At 37.6% G+C, this 17,651-nt stretch carries 12 protein-coding genes; 6 read left to right on the top strand and 6 right to left on the bottom strand.

The window, feature by feature from the left end:
- Window positions 1-373 precede the first annotated feature (373 nt).
- Complete coding sequence (locus ACFIKD_RS04570) at window positions 374-2,359, top strand: M23 family metallopeptidase (protein WP_375647327.1); 1,986 nt, start codon at window positions 374-376, stop codon at window positions 2,357-2,359.
- A gap of 856 nt (window positions 2,360-3,215) precedes the next feature.
- Here the strand turns inward: ACFIKD_RS04570 and ACFIKD_RS04565 are convergent.
- Window positions 3,216-4,643, bottom strand: a complete 1,428-nt coding sequence (locus tag ACFIKD_RS04565) for a sensor histidine kinase (RefSeq protein ID WP_375644535.1) — start codon at window positions 4,641-4,643, stop codon at window positions 3,216-3,218.
- A gap of 3 nt (window positions 4,644-4,646) precedes the next feature.
- On the opposite strand from ACFIKD_RS04565, the gene ACFIKD_RS04560 reads away from it, so the two are divergent.
- On the top strand, window positions 4,647-4,784 hold the full coding sequence (locus ACFIKD_RS04560) for a hypothetical protein (RefSeq protein ID WP_375635653.1): 138 nt from the start codon (window positions 4,647-4,649) through the stop codon (window positions 4,782-4,784).
- 83 nt (window positions 4,785-4,867) lie between these two features.
- Here the strand turns inward: ACFIKD_RS04560 and ACFIKD_RS04555 are convergent, their stop codons facing one another.
- Together ACFIKD_RS04555 and ACFIKD_RS04550 are read right to left on the bottom strand one after the other, a co-directional pair.
- Complete coding sequence (locus ACFIKD_RS04555; RefSeq protein ID WP_375635652.1) at window positions 4,868-5,422, bottom strand: RNA polymerase sigma factor; 555 nt, start codon at window positions 5,420-5,422, stop codon at window positions 4,868-4,870.
- Window positions 5,423-5,429: 7 nt separating this feature from the next.
- Entirely contained in the window at window positions 5,430-5,654 is a 225-nt protein-coding gene (locus ACFIKD_RS04550) for a NepR family anti-sigma factor (RefSeq protein ID WP_375644534.1), read from the bottom strand.
- A 168-nt stretch (window positions 5,655-5,822) separates the two neighbouring features.
- On the opposite strand from ACFIKD_RS04550, the gene ACFIKD_RS04545 reads away from it, so the two are divergent.
- The 4 genes from ACFIKD_RS04545 (at window position 5,823) to ACFIKD_RS04530 (ending at window position 9,767) form a co-directional block, all read left to right on the top strand.
- A complete protein-coding gene (locus ACFIKD_RS04545; RefSeq protein ID WP_015856822.1) occupies window positions 5,823-6,617 on the top strand; it encodes a response regulator in 795 nt (264 codons plus the stop codon).
- Window positions 6,618-6,639: 22 nt separating this feature from the next.
- On the top strand, window positions 6,640-7,653 hold the full coding sequence (locus tag ACFIKD_RS04540; protein ID WP_015856823.1) for a sensor histidine kinase: 1,014 nt from the start codon (window positions 6,640-6,642) through the stop codon (window positions 7,651-7,653).
- 1,254 nt (window positions 7,654-8,907) lie between these two features.
- Complete coding sequence (locus ACFIKD_RS04535) at window positions 8,908-9,273, top strand: hypothetical protein (RefSeq protein ID WP_375635665.1); 366 nt, start codon at window positions 8,908-8,910, stop codon at window positions 9,271-9,273.
- 44 nt (window positions 9,274-9,317) lie between these two features.
- Window positions 9,318-9,767, top strand: a complete 450-nt coding sequence (locus ACFIKD_RS04530; protein ID WP_375635649.1) for a hypothetical protein — start codon at window positions 9,318-9,320, stop codon at window positions 9,765-9,767.
- A gap of 1,051 nt (window positions 9,768-10,818) precedes the next feature.
- On the opposite strand, the gene ACFIKD_RS04525 is transcribed toward ACFIKD_RS04530, so the two are convergent.
- The 3 genes from ACFIKD_RS04525 to ACFIKD_RS04515 all read right to left on the bottom strand — a co-directional run bounded on the left by ACFIKD_RS04525 (window position 10,819) and on the right by ACFIKD_RS04515 (window position 17,498).
- A complete protein-coding gene (locus ACFIKD_RS04525) occupies window positions 10,819-11,562 on the bottom strand; it encodes a DUF4167 domain-containing protein (protein WP_375647325.1) in 744 nt (247 codons plus the stop codon).
- Window positions 11,563-13,229: 1,667 nt separating this feature from the next.
- Window positions 13,230-13,673 (bottom strand): hypothetical protein, encoded by a 444-nt coding sequence (locus tag ACFIKD_RS04520; protein ID WP_375635647.1) that lies wholly within the window; start codon window positions 13,671-13,673, stop codon window positions 13,230-13,232.
- Between the two features lie 3,318 nt (window positions 13,674-16,991).
- A complete protein-coding gene (locus tag ACFIKD_RS04515) occupies window positions 16,992-17,498 on the bottom strand; it encodes a hypothetical protein (RefSeq protein ID WP_375635646.1) in 507 nt (168 codons plus the stop codon).
- Window positions 17,499-17,651 lie beyond the last annotated feature (153 nt).

Raw genomic sequence — 17,651 nt, 5'->3', positions numbered from 1 at the left:
ATCATTTTTTACTTTTTTTTAAAATAAAATAACATAAACAACTGGTTGTATTTCAATACATTACACTAAAATAAAAATAAAACATGAAAACAGAAAGAGTTAAAGGGAGCATAGCGCCTTTAAAGTAAAATATAGCACCCCATTGCAATGCATAAAAATAGGAAGTGCCTAGGAATGGATTAATCACAATAACGCTTGTTTTATGTTACTTTAATAAGGAAATTTTTCTGCACAGGTACGATTCATAAAGACATTACTGTATAAAGAGAATTCGTATGATCTGTAATTTGTAAAAAGAATCAAATTCTTGTAGAAACATGCTAAGCTATGCTAGCTTTCTTTATTTAATATTGAAAAAGTACTCTTAAAATCTATGTGGGATAACGAACAACAAAAAAACGATCCCGGACAGGACCCTGCTCTTGTCGTTAAACTCTTGCGTCCTGCGCGCCGACAAGTTTCGGCCCGTTGGCTTACGGGAACCGTTCTGACAGGAATCACTTCCTGCATTCTTATGGGTATTGCACTTTTTACGGCTCTTGATGAACAACAGCGATTGGTAACCCCTCCACAATGGTTTACAAAAGAAAACCTCTCCCATACACAAGATCCTGAGGCCAATGGGTATAAAGGTGATCGTATTTTTCCCACCCATGCACGACAAAGCTTTGACAGCAAACGTCAATTTGAACTATCGATTCTGCAAAAAAAAGGCGATGAACAAGTTATTCAAACACAACATTTTGAATGGATTCGTATGGCTTTAGCCGAAAAGCGCCCCCAGAAATATAGCTATCCAAAATTTGATTCTTTAAGCATTCTTGCCAGTGATTCGAAAAATCAAAGCGCCAAACCACAAGATTCTGGACAGATTTATGGAGCAAAGGTTGAAACAAAAATCACCTTACGCAGCTATGATTTTAAGGTAAATCAATTCGATTTTGACAACAACGATACGCTGACAGATGAAGAGGCACAACAAGAAGTGCAAAAAGCTGGATTTACTTTAGAAAAAAGTACCGAACTTCTTTCAGTTCTCACATTGATTGATCCTTTAAAATTAGAAGATGCATCCACTGATTCCCAAGGTACAGAATCCCCTGAAGTTCGCATTGTTCAAGAAAATGTAACCGTTTCTCCTCAAAGTCACCGTATCGATCTGACAAAAAACTATGTTGAAGATATTATTCCTATTCGTAAAAAACAAAAGATAGCCGATGCTTTCAAAAAAACCAGTTATACAAAAAAGCAAATTGAACAGGTTGTAAAAACGCTAGAAAAAATGAGCCTTTCCGATACCCTTAAAGAGGGAAGTCTTTTACGCATTGGTATTGTGACACAAGCTGGTGAAGAAGACCATCTCGTACGCGCAAGTATCTATCAAGGGATGTATCATGTTCTCACCATTGCGCTGAATGATAAAGGCCAATTCATTGAAAGCACAGAGCCTAAAATGTCTAAAGCTCTTAAAACGGCTTTTCAAAATGGTATTCCGCATTCTTATATCAATAGCGCGCAATTACCAACAGCTTATGATGCACTCTATAATGCCTTGCTAAGCCATAATATATCACAATCTCTCTCTCATCGTCTTATTCGTCTGCTTGCCACCAATATTGACATGAAAAGTCCGATAACCCCCAATGATCAAATCGAAATATTTTATGCCGTACCACAAAGCGATAAAGAAAACCAAAACGGCAAAAAGAACTTGAAAGCAAAGGAAGCATCCAAAAACACTGATCCAGAAATTCGTTATATTAGCGCAACTTTTGGAAATACAACTTATAAATATTACCGTTATCAATTAAAAGATGGAAGCGTTGATTATTATGATTCTGAAGGGAGGAGTTCAAAGCCTTTCTTGCTGCGCAAACCCACACCAAATGGGATTTTTGGCTCCCCCTTTGGTCCACGCAAACATCCTATTTTAGGCTATGTTCGCATGCATACGGGAGTTGATTGGGTTGCTCCTAAAGGATCACCCATTATTGCTGTAGGAGATGGTATTGTCACAAGAGTAGGCGTAACAGGTGGCTATGGAAATCACACGGAAATTCAACATGCCAATGGATATATCAGCAGTTATTCACACCAAAGCCGTTATGCACCAGACATCAAACCAGGCGTGAAAGTACGACAAGGACAAATCATTGGGTATGTTGGAACAACAGGAATGGCAACCGGTCCCCATTGTCATTTTGAAATCATTGTCAATGGCGTCAAAGTTGATCCCATGCGCATCCGTATACCGGATAGCAAAGCCTTAACCAATCAAGACCTACAAACATTCCTACAAGAAAAAAACAATATTGATTCTTTGATCAACAGCCCGATACCCCCCTCCGAAGAGACTTAAAGCATAAAAGCATCTGCATTTTTACAACTCAAAACATCTAAAAACATGCTTTAGCGCTTATTTTTCTCAAAGAGATTTTTTTTCTTAAAGAGATTTCCGCACTTTAAATATCTATAAAGAATTCGCCGAAATATGCCACCACCCAAGGTCGCATAACAATGATTAAAAATAAAACGCCCTCCCCTTTGCATGTTTATGCATAATAGAAAAGTGCAAAATATGAAACCCAAAAAGGCTAACTCTTCTTGTTTGTTTCATCAAAACGATAAAAATCCCTTTGTTTTCCATGCAATAAAATTTTAATCAAAGGTGAGTTTTTCTAAAGATGAAGATTCTAAAACCCATATCATTCTATAAACAACCCGACTTCTTGTTGAAGAGATTCCACCTAATGCTTATGCTGTTCATAGCCCTAAAGGACGGTGTTTCATAGACTTTATGAGCAAGTTATCCTTAAGAATATTCGTTACACACTTTTACAAAAACACCATATATTTAAAGTTTTACATGCCTTACAAAAAATAACAAAACTTGAAAAAACAATCTCTTCGCAAAGAAATAGAGCTTACTAATATAAGTATTATTGATTTAAAGGAGCTCTTATTCAAAATAAATTTAAATTTTAACTTAAGCACTTAAAAGCTATAAAACATACAAAAAAGGAGAATTTTGAAAGCCTATAATCGGAGTCAACAAAGCGAAAAACAAAAAGACCAAAAGATGAAGAAGCAATGTTGCTTCTCTTGAAGACAATTGACAATCTGATGTAAATGGTGCTGTATTCGCGTTATCTAAGTCATATTTTATTCTCATTTTTATTAAAACGAACAAGCAGAGAGCAAAGAGTTTATCCCTTTTAAAAATCAGTCAGAGCTTTTTTTGAACTCTTCATGCGTAGTTTTGGCAAAGGAATGACAACCTTTGTGCCTCCTAAAGCAGAAGTTTCAAACAGAGGTTTTTCACCAAATTGCATACAGAGCTGTTCCACGACCACACGACCAAGTCCTGTTTTTTGTTCTAAAGTTTGGCTTTTCATTCCCACGCCATCATCCTCTACAATGAGCATCAATTGTCCATCTTTCTGGGGACCAAAAGAGATATAAATATGACCGGTACGTTGATCAGGAAAGGCATGTTTTAAGGAATTTGTCAGCAGTTCACCAAGGATAATTCCAAGTGTTGTCGCATCTCTTGAAGACAGGCGACAATCTTTAAAGTTGGTGTGAATAGTGATGTTTTCACGCAATTCAAAAGGGACAGCCAATTCGACATCATGCACAACAGAACTGAGAAACTCTGCCAAAAAAGTCGTTTCCATATCATCACTTAAGCGCAAACGACGATGTGCTGTAGAAATTGTCTGAATACGATCGCGTGCAGCTCCTAGAACAGAACGTACCTCTTCATTTTTGCTCCGGTTTAACTGGAGCCCCAGCAAAGAAGACACCGTCCCAAGAGAATTGCCAATGCGATGGCTTGCATCCTGCAACAATATTTCAACCCGTTGGCGTTCTTTTTCAGCGTGATTGCGTGCTCTTTCTAATTCTTGTGTTCGTTCTTTCACGCGGGCTTCCAGAGCGATATTTTCGCTATGAAGCAGCAATTGATACAATTTTAAAGAGCGTACATCACGATGAAAACGATTAATAACAAAATAGGCAGAAATAAAAGTACTCACAACGGAAACAATAGCCGCCAATGTCAAAGCAGCCCGCATCAATGCAATACCCTCACGCTGTTTTTGTCGCACCACATCATCCCCATTAATAAAGCTTGTCATCAATTGAGCTAAACGTGCCACAGGAATCTTTGATACTTCAAAAGAGGCAGCATGAGAAGGTTGTTCAGGAATCGCATCAAGAGCATGCATATGGGCATTCATAAATGCTTTTCGTGCTTCAACCTCTTTTTTAAAAGCCGTAAACCATTCATCCCATTGTGGATGCGCATAAACAATAAGTGCGATATAATCGAGAATATCCCCCAACTCCCGCTCTGCATTTTCAAAACGTATTTTATCTTCCACCTTGCGCGTTTTTGCATAGCTGCGATCAGCAACAGCCATATCAATCAAGCTAATAAGGACCAAATCAGCCTGTTCGCGTAATTCTGAACTTGTATTCAACTGTGCGACTTCTCGATCAACGGCATTTGAAAGCAACATAATAAAAACCGATGCCAAAAGAGCCATAACAAGAGAAACAACAATCGCTACCCACCGCCAGCGTGATATCGTTGCATCAGAAGAAGGCATTTGAGGCATCAAATTTGTTTTTGTTGTCATAGAATGTCCATTGGCGAACTTGAAAGTCGTCATTTTTCAGCACAAAGGAAGGCAACCTTATGGAACATAAAACCTAAAGCCCGTGGGAAAGTTTATACAGGCTTTTCTTATGTTCCTAAGGATACACGCCAAACACTCTGAATTTCCTCAGATACTGACTTTACTGTAATAGCTATAACGGGAATAAAAAAAACAAGGCTATCGATCATAATTATTATGCTTTTTTAGCCGTTAAATGAACACAATGTACTTCCAGCTGAATAAGAATCAGGACCATAATCAGACTCACCATCCACCTTGAGAAGTTCTTGTAATCGATTACGCGCCCTGCTCACACGGCTTTTAATGGTTCCAACAGCACAACCACAAATAGCCGCAGCATCTTCATAAGAAAACCCCGATGCGCCAATGAGAATAATGGCTTCTCTTTGATCGGCAGAAAGCAAATTTAAGGCTTTTTTGAAATCTTGCAAATCAAGCGATCCATATTGAGCAGGATGAACAGCGACATTTTGAGTAAACACGCCATCGGTATCTTGAACTTCTCTTCCCTTTTTACGCATTTGACTGTAAAATTCATTGCGCAAAATGGTAAAAAGCCAAGCCTTAAGATTGGTTCCCATCTCAAAACTATCTTGCTTAGCCCATGCCTTCATAACAGTATCTTGGACCAAATCTTCGGCTTTATCCTGCTTGCCACTTAAAGAAACAGCAAAAGCTCGTAAAGCCGGCAACACCGAAAGGAGTTCTTGTTTAAAGTTTTTCGCGCACTTTGACATAAAGGATTCAAACCTTTTCCACATTGTTTAAGCCAAATTGCTCTGCGTTTAAGCCAAATTGCTCTGCGCGCTCCAACTTCTCTAAAAGCTCGAGCAAACACCGCGGCAGTGCTTCTTCTTGAATTTCCATGTAAAATTGACGTAACTTCCGTGCTATTTCGCTATTGACCCCGAGAAGATCATCTCCAACTGTAAATTGTGTGGTGAGATTTTTTTCATCACGGTTGTTCATTTTTCATCCCCCTAATCCATATAATATCAGTAGCACCGCGAAGAATTTTTCGCCTTATGGTTGTAAATATGGCTATCGGTAAAAAGTTCCATACAAATCAAGGAACTTTTTTATCTGTTGAGAATTTCAACCAACAAAATGCTTGAAAGATCAAAGGAGTTATAAATTATGTCATTATCAACGCGCATTGCCCCGCATCTTCCCTATCTTCGGCGTTTTGCCCGCTCTGTCACCGGTAGCCAATCCTCTGGCGATGCTTATGTGTCAGCGATGTTGGAAGCACTCATTGCCGATATCTCCATTTTTCCCAAAGCATCCAGTGACCGAATTGGTACCTATTGGCTTTTTTGCCATCTTTTTGACCAAACCACACCGAACATCCCTGAACCCCTGCCCCAATTTGGTCTTGAACAAAAAACCAGTGCCAAATTATCCTATCTCACGCCCCGTGCACGCCAAGCATTTTTGCTCATTGCCGTTGAAGGATTTCATGAACAAGAAGCCAGCGAAATCATGAATCTGGATACGAAAGAATTTCGTAAGCTTCTCAACCAAGCATCCATTGATATTTCTCAACAAATTGCCACTGAAGTAATGATTATTGAAGATGAACCTCTTATTGCGCTTGATATTGAGCAAATGGTAGAAAGCTTAGGTCATCATGTTGTGGGAATAGCGCGCACGCGTGATGAAGCTGTCATCATGTATCATAAGAAAAAACCACGGTTGATTTTGGCTGATATTCAATTAGCCGATAACAGTTCAGGTATTGACGCGGTCAACGAGATTTTGAAAAATGACCGTATACCGGTGATTTTCATCACGGCTTTTCCCGAAAGGCTGCTGACCGGCGAACGTCCAGAACCAACTTTTTTAGTGACCAAACCTTTTAACCCTGATATGGTGAAAGCGCTTATTTCCCAAGCTTTATTTTTTCAAGAGAATGCTTCTAAAGCGGCTTAGAACAGAGTAACATCTTAAAATTATGATCGTTACGCCTCTTTCAAAGCCTCCCATGGATAGATCTCATATGAGTGCGCTCATGCAAGCGATTCGTGGTGCTGATATTTGTGTTCTCTATCAGGCAACAAATCTGGTTTATTTATGGGCTGAAAACTTGCCACACCATTTGCACAATAAATGGCGGGTTGGGTGTCGTGACAGCGACTTTTTTTCGCTTGACCTTGCAGACAATATGGAAACCATCAAACTGCAAGTTTTAGCGAGTGGCAAAATGCAAACTGTTGAAGCACGTTTTGAAGATACAAAAAAACAAGAGATTTGGTACAAATTTTCTATTGATTGCCATCGTAATGATAACGGAGACATTATCGGTATTATCACCACCGGTGTTAATATTTCCGGCTTACGCCGCCGTGAACAAGTGCTGAAAATCCTTCTTCGCGAGGTCAGTCACCGTTCTAAAAATCTTCTAGCGATCATTCAAAGTATTGCCAGCCAAACCGCCCGCTATACTGAATCTCTTCAGGTTTTCTTACGCAAATTTCAAGGTCGTCTTCATTCTCTTTCTCATTCTCAAGATCTGATCACTGATTCCGATTGGCGTGGTGCTCAATTTCGCGAATTGGTCCAAACGCAGGCTTTAGGCTATTTTATGAAAGAAACAGAACGTTTTTCACTTGAAGGCGTAGATCCTTATCTTTTTCCCAATGCCGCTTTGCATATTGGTTTGGCTTTTCATGAACTAATTGTCAATTCTCTTTCTTTTGGAGCCCTTTCCCAAGAAAAGGGTAGCATCTGTGTACGCTGTGAAATCGAAACAAAACTGAATGGCAAAACGCAACTTATCATCACTTGGCACGAAAATTTTGAATCTGGCATCCCTCCCACAAACAATAAAAAAGCCTGTTTTGGTAGTGCCGTTCTCGAAAAAATCGTTCCCATTTCCGTAAATGGTTCCGCTTCCCTCAAATTGACAAAAGAAGGAATTGTCTATTGTCTCTCTGTTCCTGATACTTATTTTGATATTTTTTCTTAAAAGAGCATTTCAAACAATAAACAAGAGAAGTTTCCCCTTTTTTAGCAAAATTTCTCATCTATTTTATTAAGCACAAAGATATTTTCCAGCCTCTTTAAACCAACCACTATGTCCCCCAATAGTTCCCCAAAACCTTAACGATGAGAACTGAAAGCCACATAAAGTCCATTCCCGCTGTCAATCAACTTCCATCCCTCATATAACCGCATATTTTAAGAGAGAAACCAAAACAATGAAGAGTAAACCGTTTCAGCTTTTATATGCCAAATAAAAGCGAACCTATTACCTATCTCTTTTTGTGTAACTTTCGCAATGCGCATACAATTCCATTTTGGCAGAATATAAAATTTCAAGGAGTAAAGCTAACATCCATCATCACTCTTCAGCTTTACGGGACTAAAGCATCCACGACAACAACAATTAACTGATGAAATTACACATTTTATGCTTTTATTTATCGCATTCTTTAATGGAGATATCCTCTTCAGGTACAATAGGACATCCTAAAACAGAATACACTTGTGTTTTTCATTCACGCACTTTTTTAATATTTCCCAGCGCATCCACGCTCATTTCAAAACAGTGTCTGTAAATAAAATATAATAGCTCCCGTAAAGTGAACCATCAAGCACGCCCCTTTTTACTCCACATCCTTCTTTACCTTCATGCCCCTTTTCACTTCATAAAAGTAGTAGCTGAGCATTATCATACCCTTTGTCCCTCATGTTACAACAGCCATTGACCTTTGAGAGCGTTCATAAGAGGCATTTTAGTCTTTTTTCAAATATTTCTCACCGACACAAAGCCCATACATACCCTTTTATGACGTGCAAGCCAATGACTTTGATTAATTCACTATAGACGCGCATCTCAAAGGGGGAACGGACATCTCAAAGGGGGAACGGACATCTCAAAGGGGGAACGGACATCTCAAAGGGGGAACGGACATCTCAAAGGGGGAACGGACATCTCAAAGGGGGAACGGACATCTCAAAGGGGGAACGGACATCTCAAAGGGGGAACGGACATCTCAAAGGGGGAACGGACATCTCAAAGGGGGAACGGACATCTCAAAGGGGGAACGGACATCTCAAAGGGGGAACGGACATCTCAAAGGGGGAACGGACATCTCAAAGGGGGAACGGACATCTCAAAGGGGGAACTAAAAAACTGTAAAAACGTTTAACGGTGAAGAAGCCCCTAGGCTGACAAATTGGAGCCCATGCTGTCAACCTCTCATTTGGAAAATAATTGATGAATCCCCTTGTTTTTATCCTCTTATTAGTTTCATGTACAGATGATTTCAATAGTTGCTATTCGAACAATACAATGGTTAAAATCTATCCAACGGCTCAAGCATGTGAACAATCCATGATACCGTCCACAAAAAATTTTGCATTTTCTGGACAACAAATTTTTGCCCAATGTATAGACGTCCATGCAGATTTACATCAACAAGAAGTAAAATTGATCTGGTCTGTAACAAACCGTGGAAATTTCCTGCTTAAAAGCCAAAATGAAAATAACAAGATATCTACAGTCCAGAAAGAAGGTATTTTACCAACATCGCTTCCTCTTTTGCATTCTTCTTCCACAAACCTCTTGCACAAAAAACTTTAAAAGCATAAACCCATCAGATCTCAAAAAAATAATCAATGAAAGACATGATGGATAATAAGCGAATGCAACCTTCAAAAGACCATCACACAGAGCAAAACTCTCTGCCTCAAGATCTCCCTTTAGATCCTGCTGTAGAACGAGTGAGAAAAAAACTTATGGGTTTAATGATTATTTCCGTTTTAATAACGCTTTTCCTTATTCTAACCGTACTGTTTTTAATTGTTTATAAAGTGGTCGCAACCGGATCAGCGCCAAAACAAACAGAGTTATCTTCCTCTCCCAGCAAAACCCCACACGTTATCAATCATACGCTCTCTCTACCGGAAAAAACACAGATTTTGTCGCAAAGCCTCTCAGAACACAATATTGTACTGAAAGTTTTAACCCCTGATAGACAAACAAAATTTATGATTTACAATTATCACACTGGTGCATTAATCGCCGTTCTTTCTGTTGAAACAAAAAAAGAAATATCGGAAACAATGCCTCATTAAGCAAACTAATATCACCACAAGCGCTTACATAGCATCCTTCAGGTTTAAACATTTTCCTCTGCTTCAAGATACGATCACTTGGGCGACGGCGCGTTTTTCTCTGTATCTCCTGACCTAATCTTGGAAAAGAAGAAACCTTTCTATCAACGCATTCCCATGCTTAAGCAAACTGACATCGCTTAGGAAAATTCTAATGAACGTACAAGAAAGACATCTTCTTGAGTGCAAAAATTCAACATATTAATTTAATAGTGATCATTTATTTTACATGTCGAACGAGAACCTCAAATACTGTAGGATTCTCCCCTTTCAAATCTGTTCATGAGAAACTGAATCAAAATCATTTGCTCACATATCCCAGCAAGGAAATGGATGAATAAAAATACCTCTTATGAATGATCCGGTATCAAAAGAAGAACTGTTGCAACATTGAAAATTAAAGCTATAACGCCCAGCTTACATCTTTTATTAAGCAAAGATAACCGATGGATTTCACATGATAGAATTCATGAGCACCATCGCAAAATGGGCATAAATACATTGAACAACATTAAATATAAGTGTCAATAAATAAAACAACGACATTGCGTTCTTTATACAAGAACTGTCTCTTAAAATACACGGATGTGCTTTTCTCTGTATTCCCTCACTTAAATCCCAGCAACGAGGCAATCTTGTCTGTCGACATCCTTCGTTAAGTTCCTAGGACTGACCGTGAAAATTCAAAGAAAGCGCAAAAAGCTTCTTGAGCATATATAATTTACCATCATGATACCAATAACATCATCACAAGCGCTTACACAACATCCTTCAGGTTTAAACATTTTCCTCTGCTTCAAGATGCGACCACTTAGGCAACGGCGCGTTTTTCTCTGTATCCCCTTACTTAAATCCCAGCAAAGGGGCAATCTTTTCTGTCGACACCCTTCGTTAAGTTCCTAGTACTGACCGCGAAAATTCAAAGAAGCGCAAAAAGCTTCTTGAGCATATATAATTCACCATCATGATACTAATAACATCACCACAAGCGCTTAAACAGCACCCTTCAGGTTTAAACATTTTCCTCTGCTTCAAGATTGACTACTCGGCGACGGCGCGTTTTTCTCTGTATTCCCTCACCTAATCCAGGCAACGAAGAAACCTCTTTTGTTGCTGTTGATGCATCTCCATTGCTCGTGCTTTCTGCTGTTGTAAGTGAAGGCTCAAGAGATGATTCATCTTGTTGGGTCCGTACAGTACGTCGACGGGGAGAACGGCGTGTTTTTTTGACAGGTTCAACATTTTTCTCAGAGAGACAGTGCTCTTGATCCGTTTTTTCATCCGATAGAGCCTCTAAAGCATTTTCACGCGCATCCCCATTTTGCGTTTTAGCATATTGGCCATTGCCATTTTTTTGCGACGGCATCTGTAATACATCTGTATCACCCTCGACAGCATCCTTTTTTTCACCGTCAAGATTTATTTCACCGCATTCTTGCTCGTTGTTTTCATCACGATTTTCATCACGTCGAGCCGATTGAGACATTTGCCCAGCTGCTGCTAAAATAATACGCAAATAGTGCTCGGCATGTTGTAAATAATTCTCCGACATAACACGATCACCCGCACCTTGTGCATCACGCGCAAGGCTTATGTATTTATCGGCAATTTGCTGAGCATTCCCGCGAATTTTAACATCCGGACCGCTGCTTTCATAATTGCGAGACAACGGATTAGGACCGCGACGATTATTATTGTTATTACCATTATTGTTATTATTGCGACCGCGTACCCGTCTATTTTGTTGTGGCCTCATCTTTATCCCTTTTTGGAGTGTTTGTCTTAATGTATGTCTTAATTGACTCTTCCTCATTGCATTACCTTTTGATAATGCTAATCATTTTTAACATACGGTTATCAAGCTATCCGCGTTTATTTTACTCAAACGAACCCTACTGATATTGATAAAAGCATATATTTTCTTGAAAATCACAAAACAGCAGGGAAATCGTAAATCAAAAATTCCCTCTTTCTCTGTTAAACAGCAGAAACCTAATGATGTTCACATAAAATGCCAAGTGTTTTTTTTAAAATAAACCATATTTCACTAAAAAAATAATTATCTTGTGGAAAACAAAAAGGAAAACACACATACAACACACCTGACAAAGAAAAATTCCTGCCAGAGAATATTAGAAGCTTCCTTTTTTGCTCTAAAACCACCGCTCCTAAAAACGCCGATACCCTCTACCCCCTCGTGCATTTAACTCACAAGCACTTCCATCCCAACGAGTCACTGCGCGAACCTCTTTATCCTATGATATATAGCCTCTCTTCATCGCTAAAGCAACCCCTTGCGAGCGATAATCCACGATCGCTTCACAAAACCTCTTGATTTTTATAGATAGATTAATACGAAGTATTATTCAAGCCCTATAATCACCAAGAGATTAATCTTCTTTCCTAAATAAGCCAGATACTATCAATTTCTATTTTAACCCATGGAGTTTTTAAATTAATCACAGTTTTTATTTATAACAAATTGAGCTTAAAAAGCAAAATATTTAAATACAAAAAAATATAAAATTATAAAAAAATGACCAATATGTCACACTTTCCTAAAAATCAGCTTCTTCTCAAAAACTATCAATAAGAATGGCATAACGCATTTCCTCTCTTATCTTTTCTGATAAAGAAAACTGGAATTATAAAACAAGCACATTTGTAAACCCAGCACAGCACTTTACGCATGAAGCAGCCTTGAATGTTTATAAAAGGAATGTTTCTTTTTTACTCATTTTTGTCATTTCTATTGACTTACGCCCTCAAAGAACGAAGGTTCTCAAGTCACACTGCTCTGTCAACAATCAAAATTCTTGTAAAATTCGTACACTGTATTGATTTATAATAATCATTCATATTTTTTGTGTTGAGTAAGAAAACTTAATACCCTAGGATTTTTCATCCTCAATTTGTTTGCTATTGAATCAATCTCTTTTTCTTTCATGTTACACACGGAAAAGCCTGTGTGGAGTAAAAACGATAAAGAAAGGCTAAAAGTGCCTCTTATGAACCATCTCTAAGGCTCAAGGGCTGTCAGCAAACACCATTGAAAGCTCGCAAAGTGTAAGTGGTACTTGGGGCTTACTCTTGTTTGAAACGTAAAGATGAACATGCTCTATAAATTTTATACACTTCATGGGGGCTTTACCATTATACCCTTCACCAGAACCATTACGAAATGGATTTCCCACACCTGTTATTTCCCTTAAAAAAGCTCAACAAATCCTCCTAAAACTCCACCACGCCCCCTTAAACATTTCAAGGAGGCATCCATGCCTTATGTCGCCACATCTTAAATAAGAAGTGTGATATAACAAGATAAATAAATCAAATTGCTATTGGTCTCGAGGCAGATCGTAATTTAAGAGGTTTTTATCTTCTCATCAAAATTCGCATCCTTTTAACTTTCCGTATAAAAACTTAAAAGTAATTGCGTCTTTTGCCTTTTTTATTTTCTTTTTCATTGAGAAAACAATCGCGTAAGAGAAAATAATTTCCATCCCCAGGTCGTACCAACGTCAAACATTGTTTTTTTGCAGTATCAGAAAGCTGATCCCACATTTCACGAATAGCAAAATAGGCCTCACTTTCCAAATTAAGACAATGCTGATAGACTTCTCTTTTCATATCGGGCATAACGGAAGCAGAAATTTCCTTGCAATATACGCGCAGATCAAAAACAGGAATAACCAATTCAACGGGTGCTTGTTGTGTTATTTTTTTATGAGAAGAAAAATAACTGATCACCTTTGCAACAACAAAACACAAAATCACTACACAAAAAAGTATTATGCAAACAAAAGCAATCTTGCGATATAATCTTTTGAAATAAGCCTTTTGCCTTGCACGGATTCTTTTTTCCATAAAGATTGTACCCTTTAACATCCCAAGAGAAGCTTTTACAGCAAAAAATGATAGAAGCATCTGTATACACAATACAGGTTATAGCGGCAAACGATCAAGACTCTTATGTCAAAAGACTCTCTTTTTTTATCGTATAAAATTTTTGTGAAACACTTTTCTCATGCCCTTTATGAAAAAATAGGGATTATAATTTTCTTTCATCACCTTAAAAGACGAAGATTCTTCATCCATGCAGCTCTATAAACAATTCGTCTTCTTTAAGACATATCACATTGATTTATAAAGATTATTTATTGTTTTGCATATTGAATGAGAGACCCGAATACCATAGGATTTTTCATCCTCAATCTGTTTGCTGTTGAAGCAAACTCTTTTTCTTGCATGTTACACGCGGAGCTGGCATGTGGATTAAAAACTGTACAAAAAAGGCATATACCTCTTATGAATCGTCTCACGAACCAAGGCTTTCGTAACATTGGGAGTTGGAAAAATATATGAGAATACCAACCTGCACTTTTATGAAGCATAAAGATGAGGGAGATACCTTATAAGTTTTATACATTTCATAGGAGCTTTACCCTTATACCATTGACGAGCGTCCTTATGAAAGGGACTTGGGAGTGAGATATCTCTTTAAAACAAGTCCGTGAATATGCAATAAATGTATATTCGAAGACAAATAATATTTTGAGCATTCTGTTTTTATGTGAGAGGTATGATCCCAAAAAGACACGCGATACACAATGGCATAAGGCATTATCTTTATTATTAAATAATATTGCTATAGATAGTTTTGAAAATTATAAAGAAAAAAATGATAGCACAAAGAGTGATTAATATGCCTTTATATTTTTCTCAATAAGGCTGTCTCTCTATTTCAGCAATCACTCAAATACAGCCCCCATCTGTCATACATAAAGTCTAGCTTACAAAAGCTGGAGTCACTCAGAGAGTTTTGCCCTTCTGAATCTGTAGGATTCTCATTCTTCTTTCTCTCAAACATGCTGTAGCGTTGAGATTTGATGTTGTTTGACAAGCAACAAAAAAGCTCTGTACTCTCTTAAGAAAACAACGCCTTAAGGTTACACACATAATGGATTGGAAAGATGTCCTAGCTTTTTATCAAACATGCTGTAAAACAACGAGCGTAACATATTGGCTTTTTGCTTGTCCCAAAATGTTCATCCTAATTTCTTGCCTCCAATTCCCTTGCCTACAATTCCCTTGCGTCCTATGCATAAAGATCAAGTTGAAGGAAATATATGGACAACCCTGAACTCGAAAACATGAAAGGACGACGTGACAGAGTTTCGCGTTCCTTTGTCATGCAAAAGCATTAGACATTCTGAAACAAGCACACTTGCTATCTCGTAATGATTTCTTTTTTCTGCTACCGGTCAAATCCCTTTATTTAGAGAATTGGCTATCACAAGTTATGCAACAAATAGCGCTATATGCAACAAACAAAGCCTGATTTATATCCGCATGGAATCCGTTCCAGTTTACATGATTGGCTCACAAAATCCACTTGACTTTCCCCTTCTTCTTTCCCCCTCGTGGGATCTCTATCACCACAGAACAAAAAGTAATATTTTATGACGCTTTATGGACAAAATCCCCACCGCCCGAAGAGTTCATCACATGACGAAAAAACACCCCTCATATTTACCACACACAAACACTTCAATATATAAAATCTTACATGCCTTCTATCAACACACTCTCAAAAGGCAGCACGACAACAAGATAAGAAATTATTAATGTAAAACTCCAAACAAAGAAAAGAATGGACTTTCTAATCGAGATCAACAAACACTGTAAAAGACACATTTGCATTTTTGATCATGCGGGCATGTATGATAATGGACCTTCAAGTGCGCCACCATTTTACGCTTCACCCCATATCACTCTCCGTCAAACAGTAACAAACATTCTTTAACTATTCAACGCCCCCCCATTATAATCAACGCAAAAAAAATAAACAGATACCTGCATTTTTATTTTGAATCTTCCTTATTGGGATAAAACACTCAAGAATTTAGAGATTTCACTGCAAAACGAAATCACAAAATACAATAATGAAAAAAAATATCCAAAGCCACCTCAATAATAGATATATAGCACCCCTGCTATTAAACAGAAAAAAGCCGCACCTTTAAATGGCGCGGCTTATGAATAGAGATATAATTAAAATAAAATACAAAAGAAATCAATAATAAATACTTATACACAAATCGTATAATATTGCAAGCTTTTTAATTATATTTATAAAATTTATCCAAAAAGAGTATAAATAATGACGCCTTCGTATTAATGGAAGTCATTTGCAACAACGCACTTTCTAAAATCAAAACGTATCAAATAAATCAAAATACTTTGTAGCTTTATTTCAATATCATCCATGAAAAACACACATGGTTTAAGTCCATAATTATAATAAAATCCGTTCTTTTACGCTTGTAAAAGATAATTTTTCTTAACTTGCATCCACCACTTCAAAAGACGAGGCTTCACCCAATCTGATCTATTAATAGCTCGGATTATAGCGGGGTCCATTTAGCTTTCCCACATGTGATTTACTTAAACTTAAAGCTCAACAAATAAGCCCTGCCTTAAATATTTGGCACACCTTTAAAAACACTTTTTGTGTTATTTAGGCTCTTACAAAGAGGCTTGCCTTATATCATCACACCTGAAAGGACAGTATTTACAGTATAAGCAGGATAAGACAAATCAACAACCGCTTGTACAATCTTGTTTGATAAGAAAACAAGTGAAATTTTAGCCTTCAAGCCTGCTCAAACAGTACAACATTGCTCTTCTTTATAAGAAAAGATATAATGACACGCATTTTTTTCTTATAGGAATTTTTTTGCTTTTGTTCTTGTAACAATTAAAACTTTCTTTTTATGGGATTTTTGGCAAATTAAAATTGCACTAAACTGCTTTTTTTCTCTTTTAAAAAAGCGTAGAAACAGCAAATTGTTTATAAATTTAAAATCATTGAACGCTCTATCCAAAAGCTTTTTAAAATTATTGCAAGATTTTTTATCGTCTACAAACTTCTTTTGCCACGCGTTTCTGTTTGGGCACAGCTCCTTTCTCTGTAGACTTTAAAAACTTGCCCTTAGATTTCAATATGCGCCCTAATCTCCCCAACAACTCATGATCAACTTTCCTGCAACAACTTTTACCTTTTTTTAACATCTCAAACAGAGTGCAATTCCACACCCCACCGAAGATATAAATAAGGTGCATCTGATCTATAGCTTCAACCCATACCTATTGTTATAATCAGTTTGTTATGACCACTCTTTTCTATTTTTCCTTTTTAAACAAAGAAGAAATCCCTCTAGACTGCTCAACACCCATGTATTGACTAACATTACTGTGTATTTCTAGCGGCTCATGTGCTGTAAGTTTTGAAACAAAAGAGCTGTAGTCTATTTTTGGCGTCTCGTTTATTGGAGAAAAAAATATGTCTCCAGCGGACAATGCTTCTATTTTAAATTCTGATCCGCTCACTATACTGCTCGATGTCGTTATTCCAGCACTCACAACATTATTAATACTGTCTTGATTCTCTTTTTTCGTATTTTTTTTCTGTTCGACCTTGGTAGGATCTAGAGTATTTAATTTTTTTTCTAACGCATCCATGCGCTTTGCTAAAGCATCCATGCGCTTTAAAATTTTTGTAATATCTTCATATGCTTTCTTCAACAATGCGTTTAAAGGAGCATGTCCCATTCTTCCGCTAGCATAAAGAACCACACGAATACATTCAGGATCATCAATATCAGCAATAGAAAATGGAAAAAGTGCCATTATATTCCCCTTTTTTGATAAGCTAAACGCGTATTAAGCATTTGAATATCTTTTTCCGTTGTACGGCTCTTGCATTCCTCAGACAACCTCAGACAACCTCAGACAACCTCAGACAACCTCAGACAACCTCAGACAACCTCAGACAACCTCAGA

Source organism: Bartonella sp. CR84HXZ (genome assembly GCF_042194535.1).
Lineage (GTDB): Bacteria > Pseudomonadota > Alphaproteobacteria > Rhizobiales > Rhizobiaceae > Bartonella > Bartonella grahamii.
The sequence above is the reverse complement of the archived record's forward strand: the minus strand, read 5'-3'. Positions and strand labels throughout refer to the sequence as shown.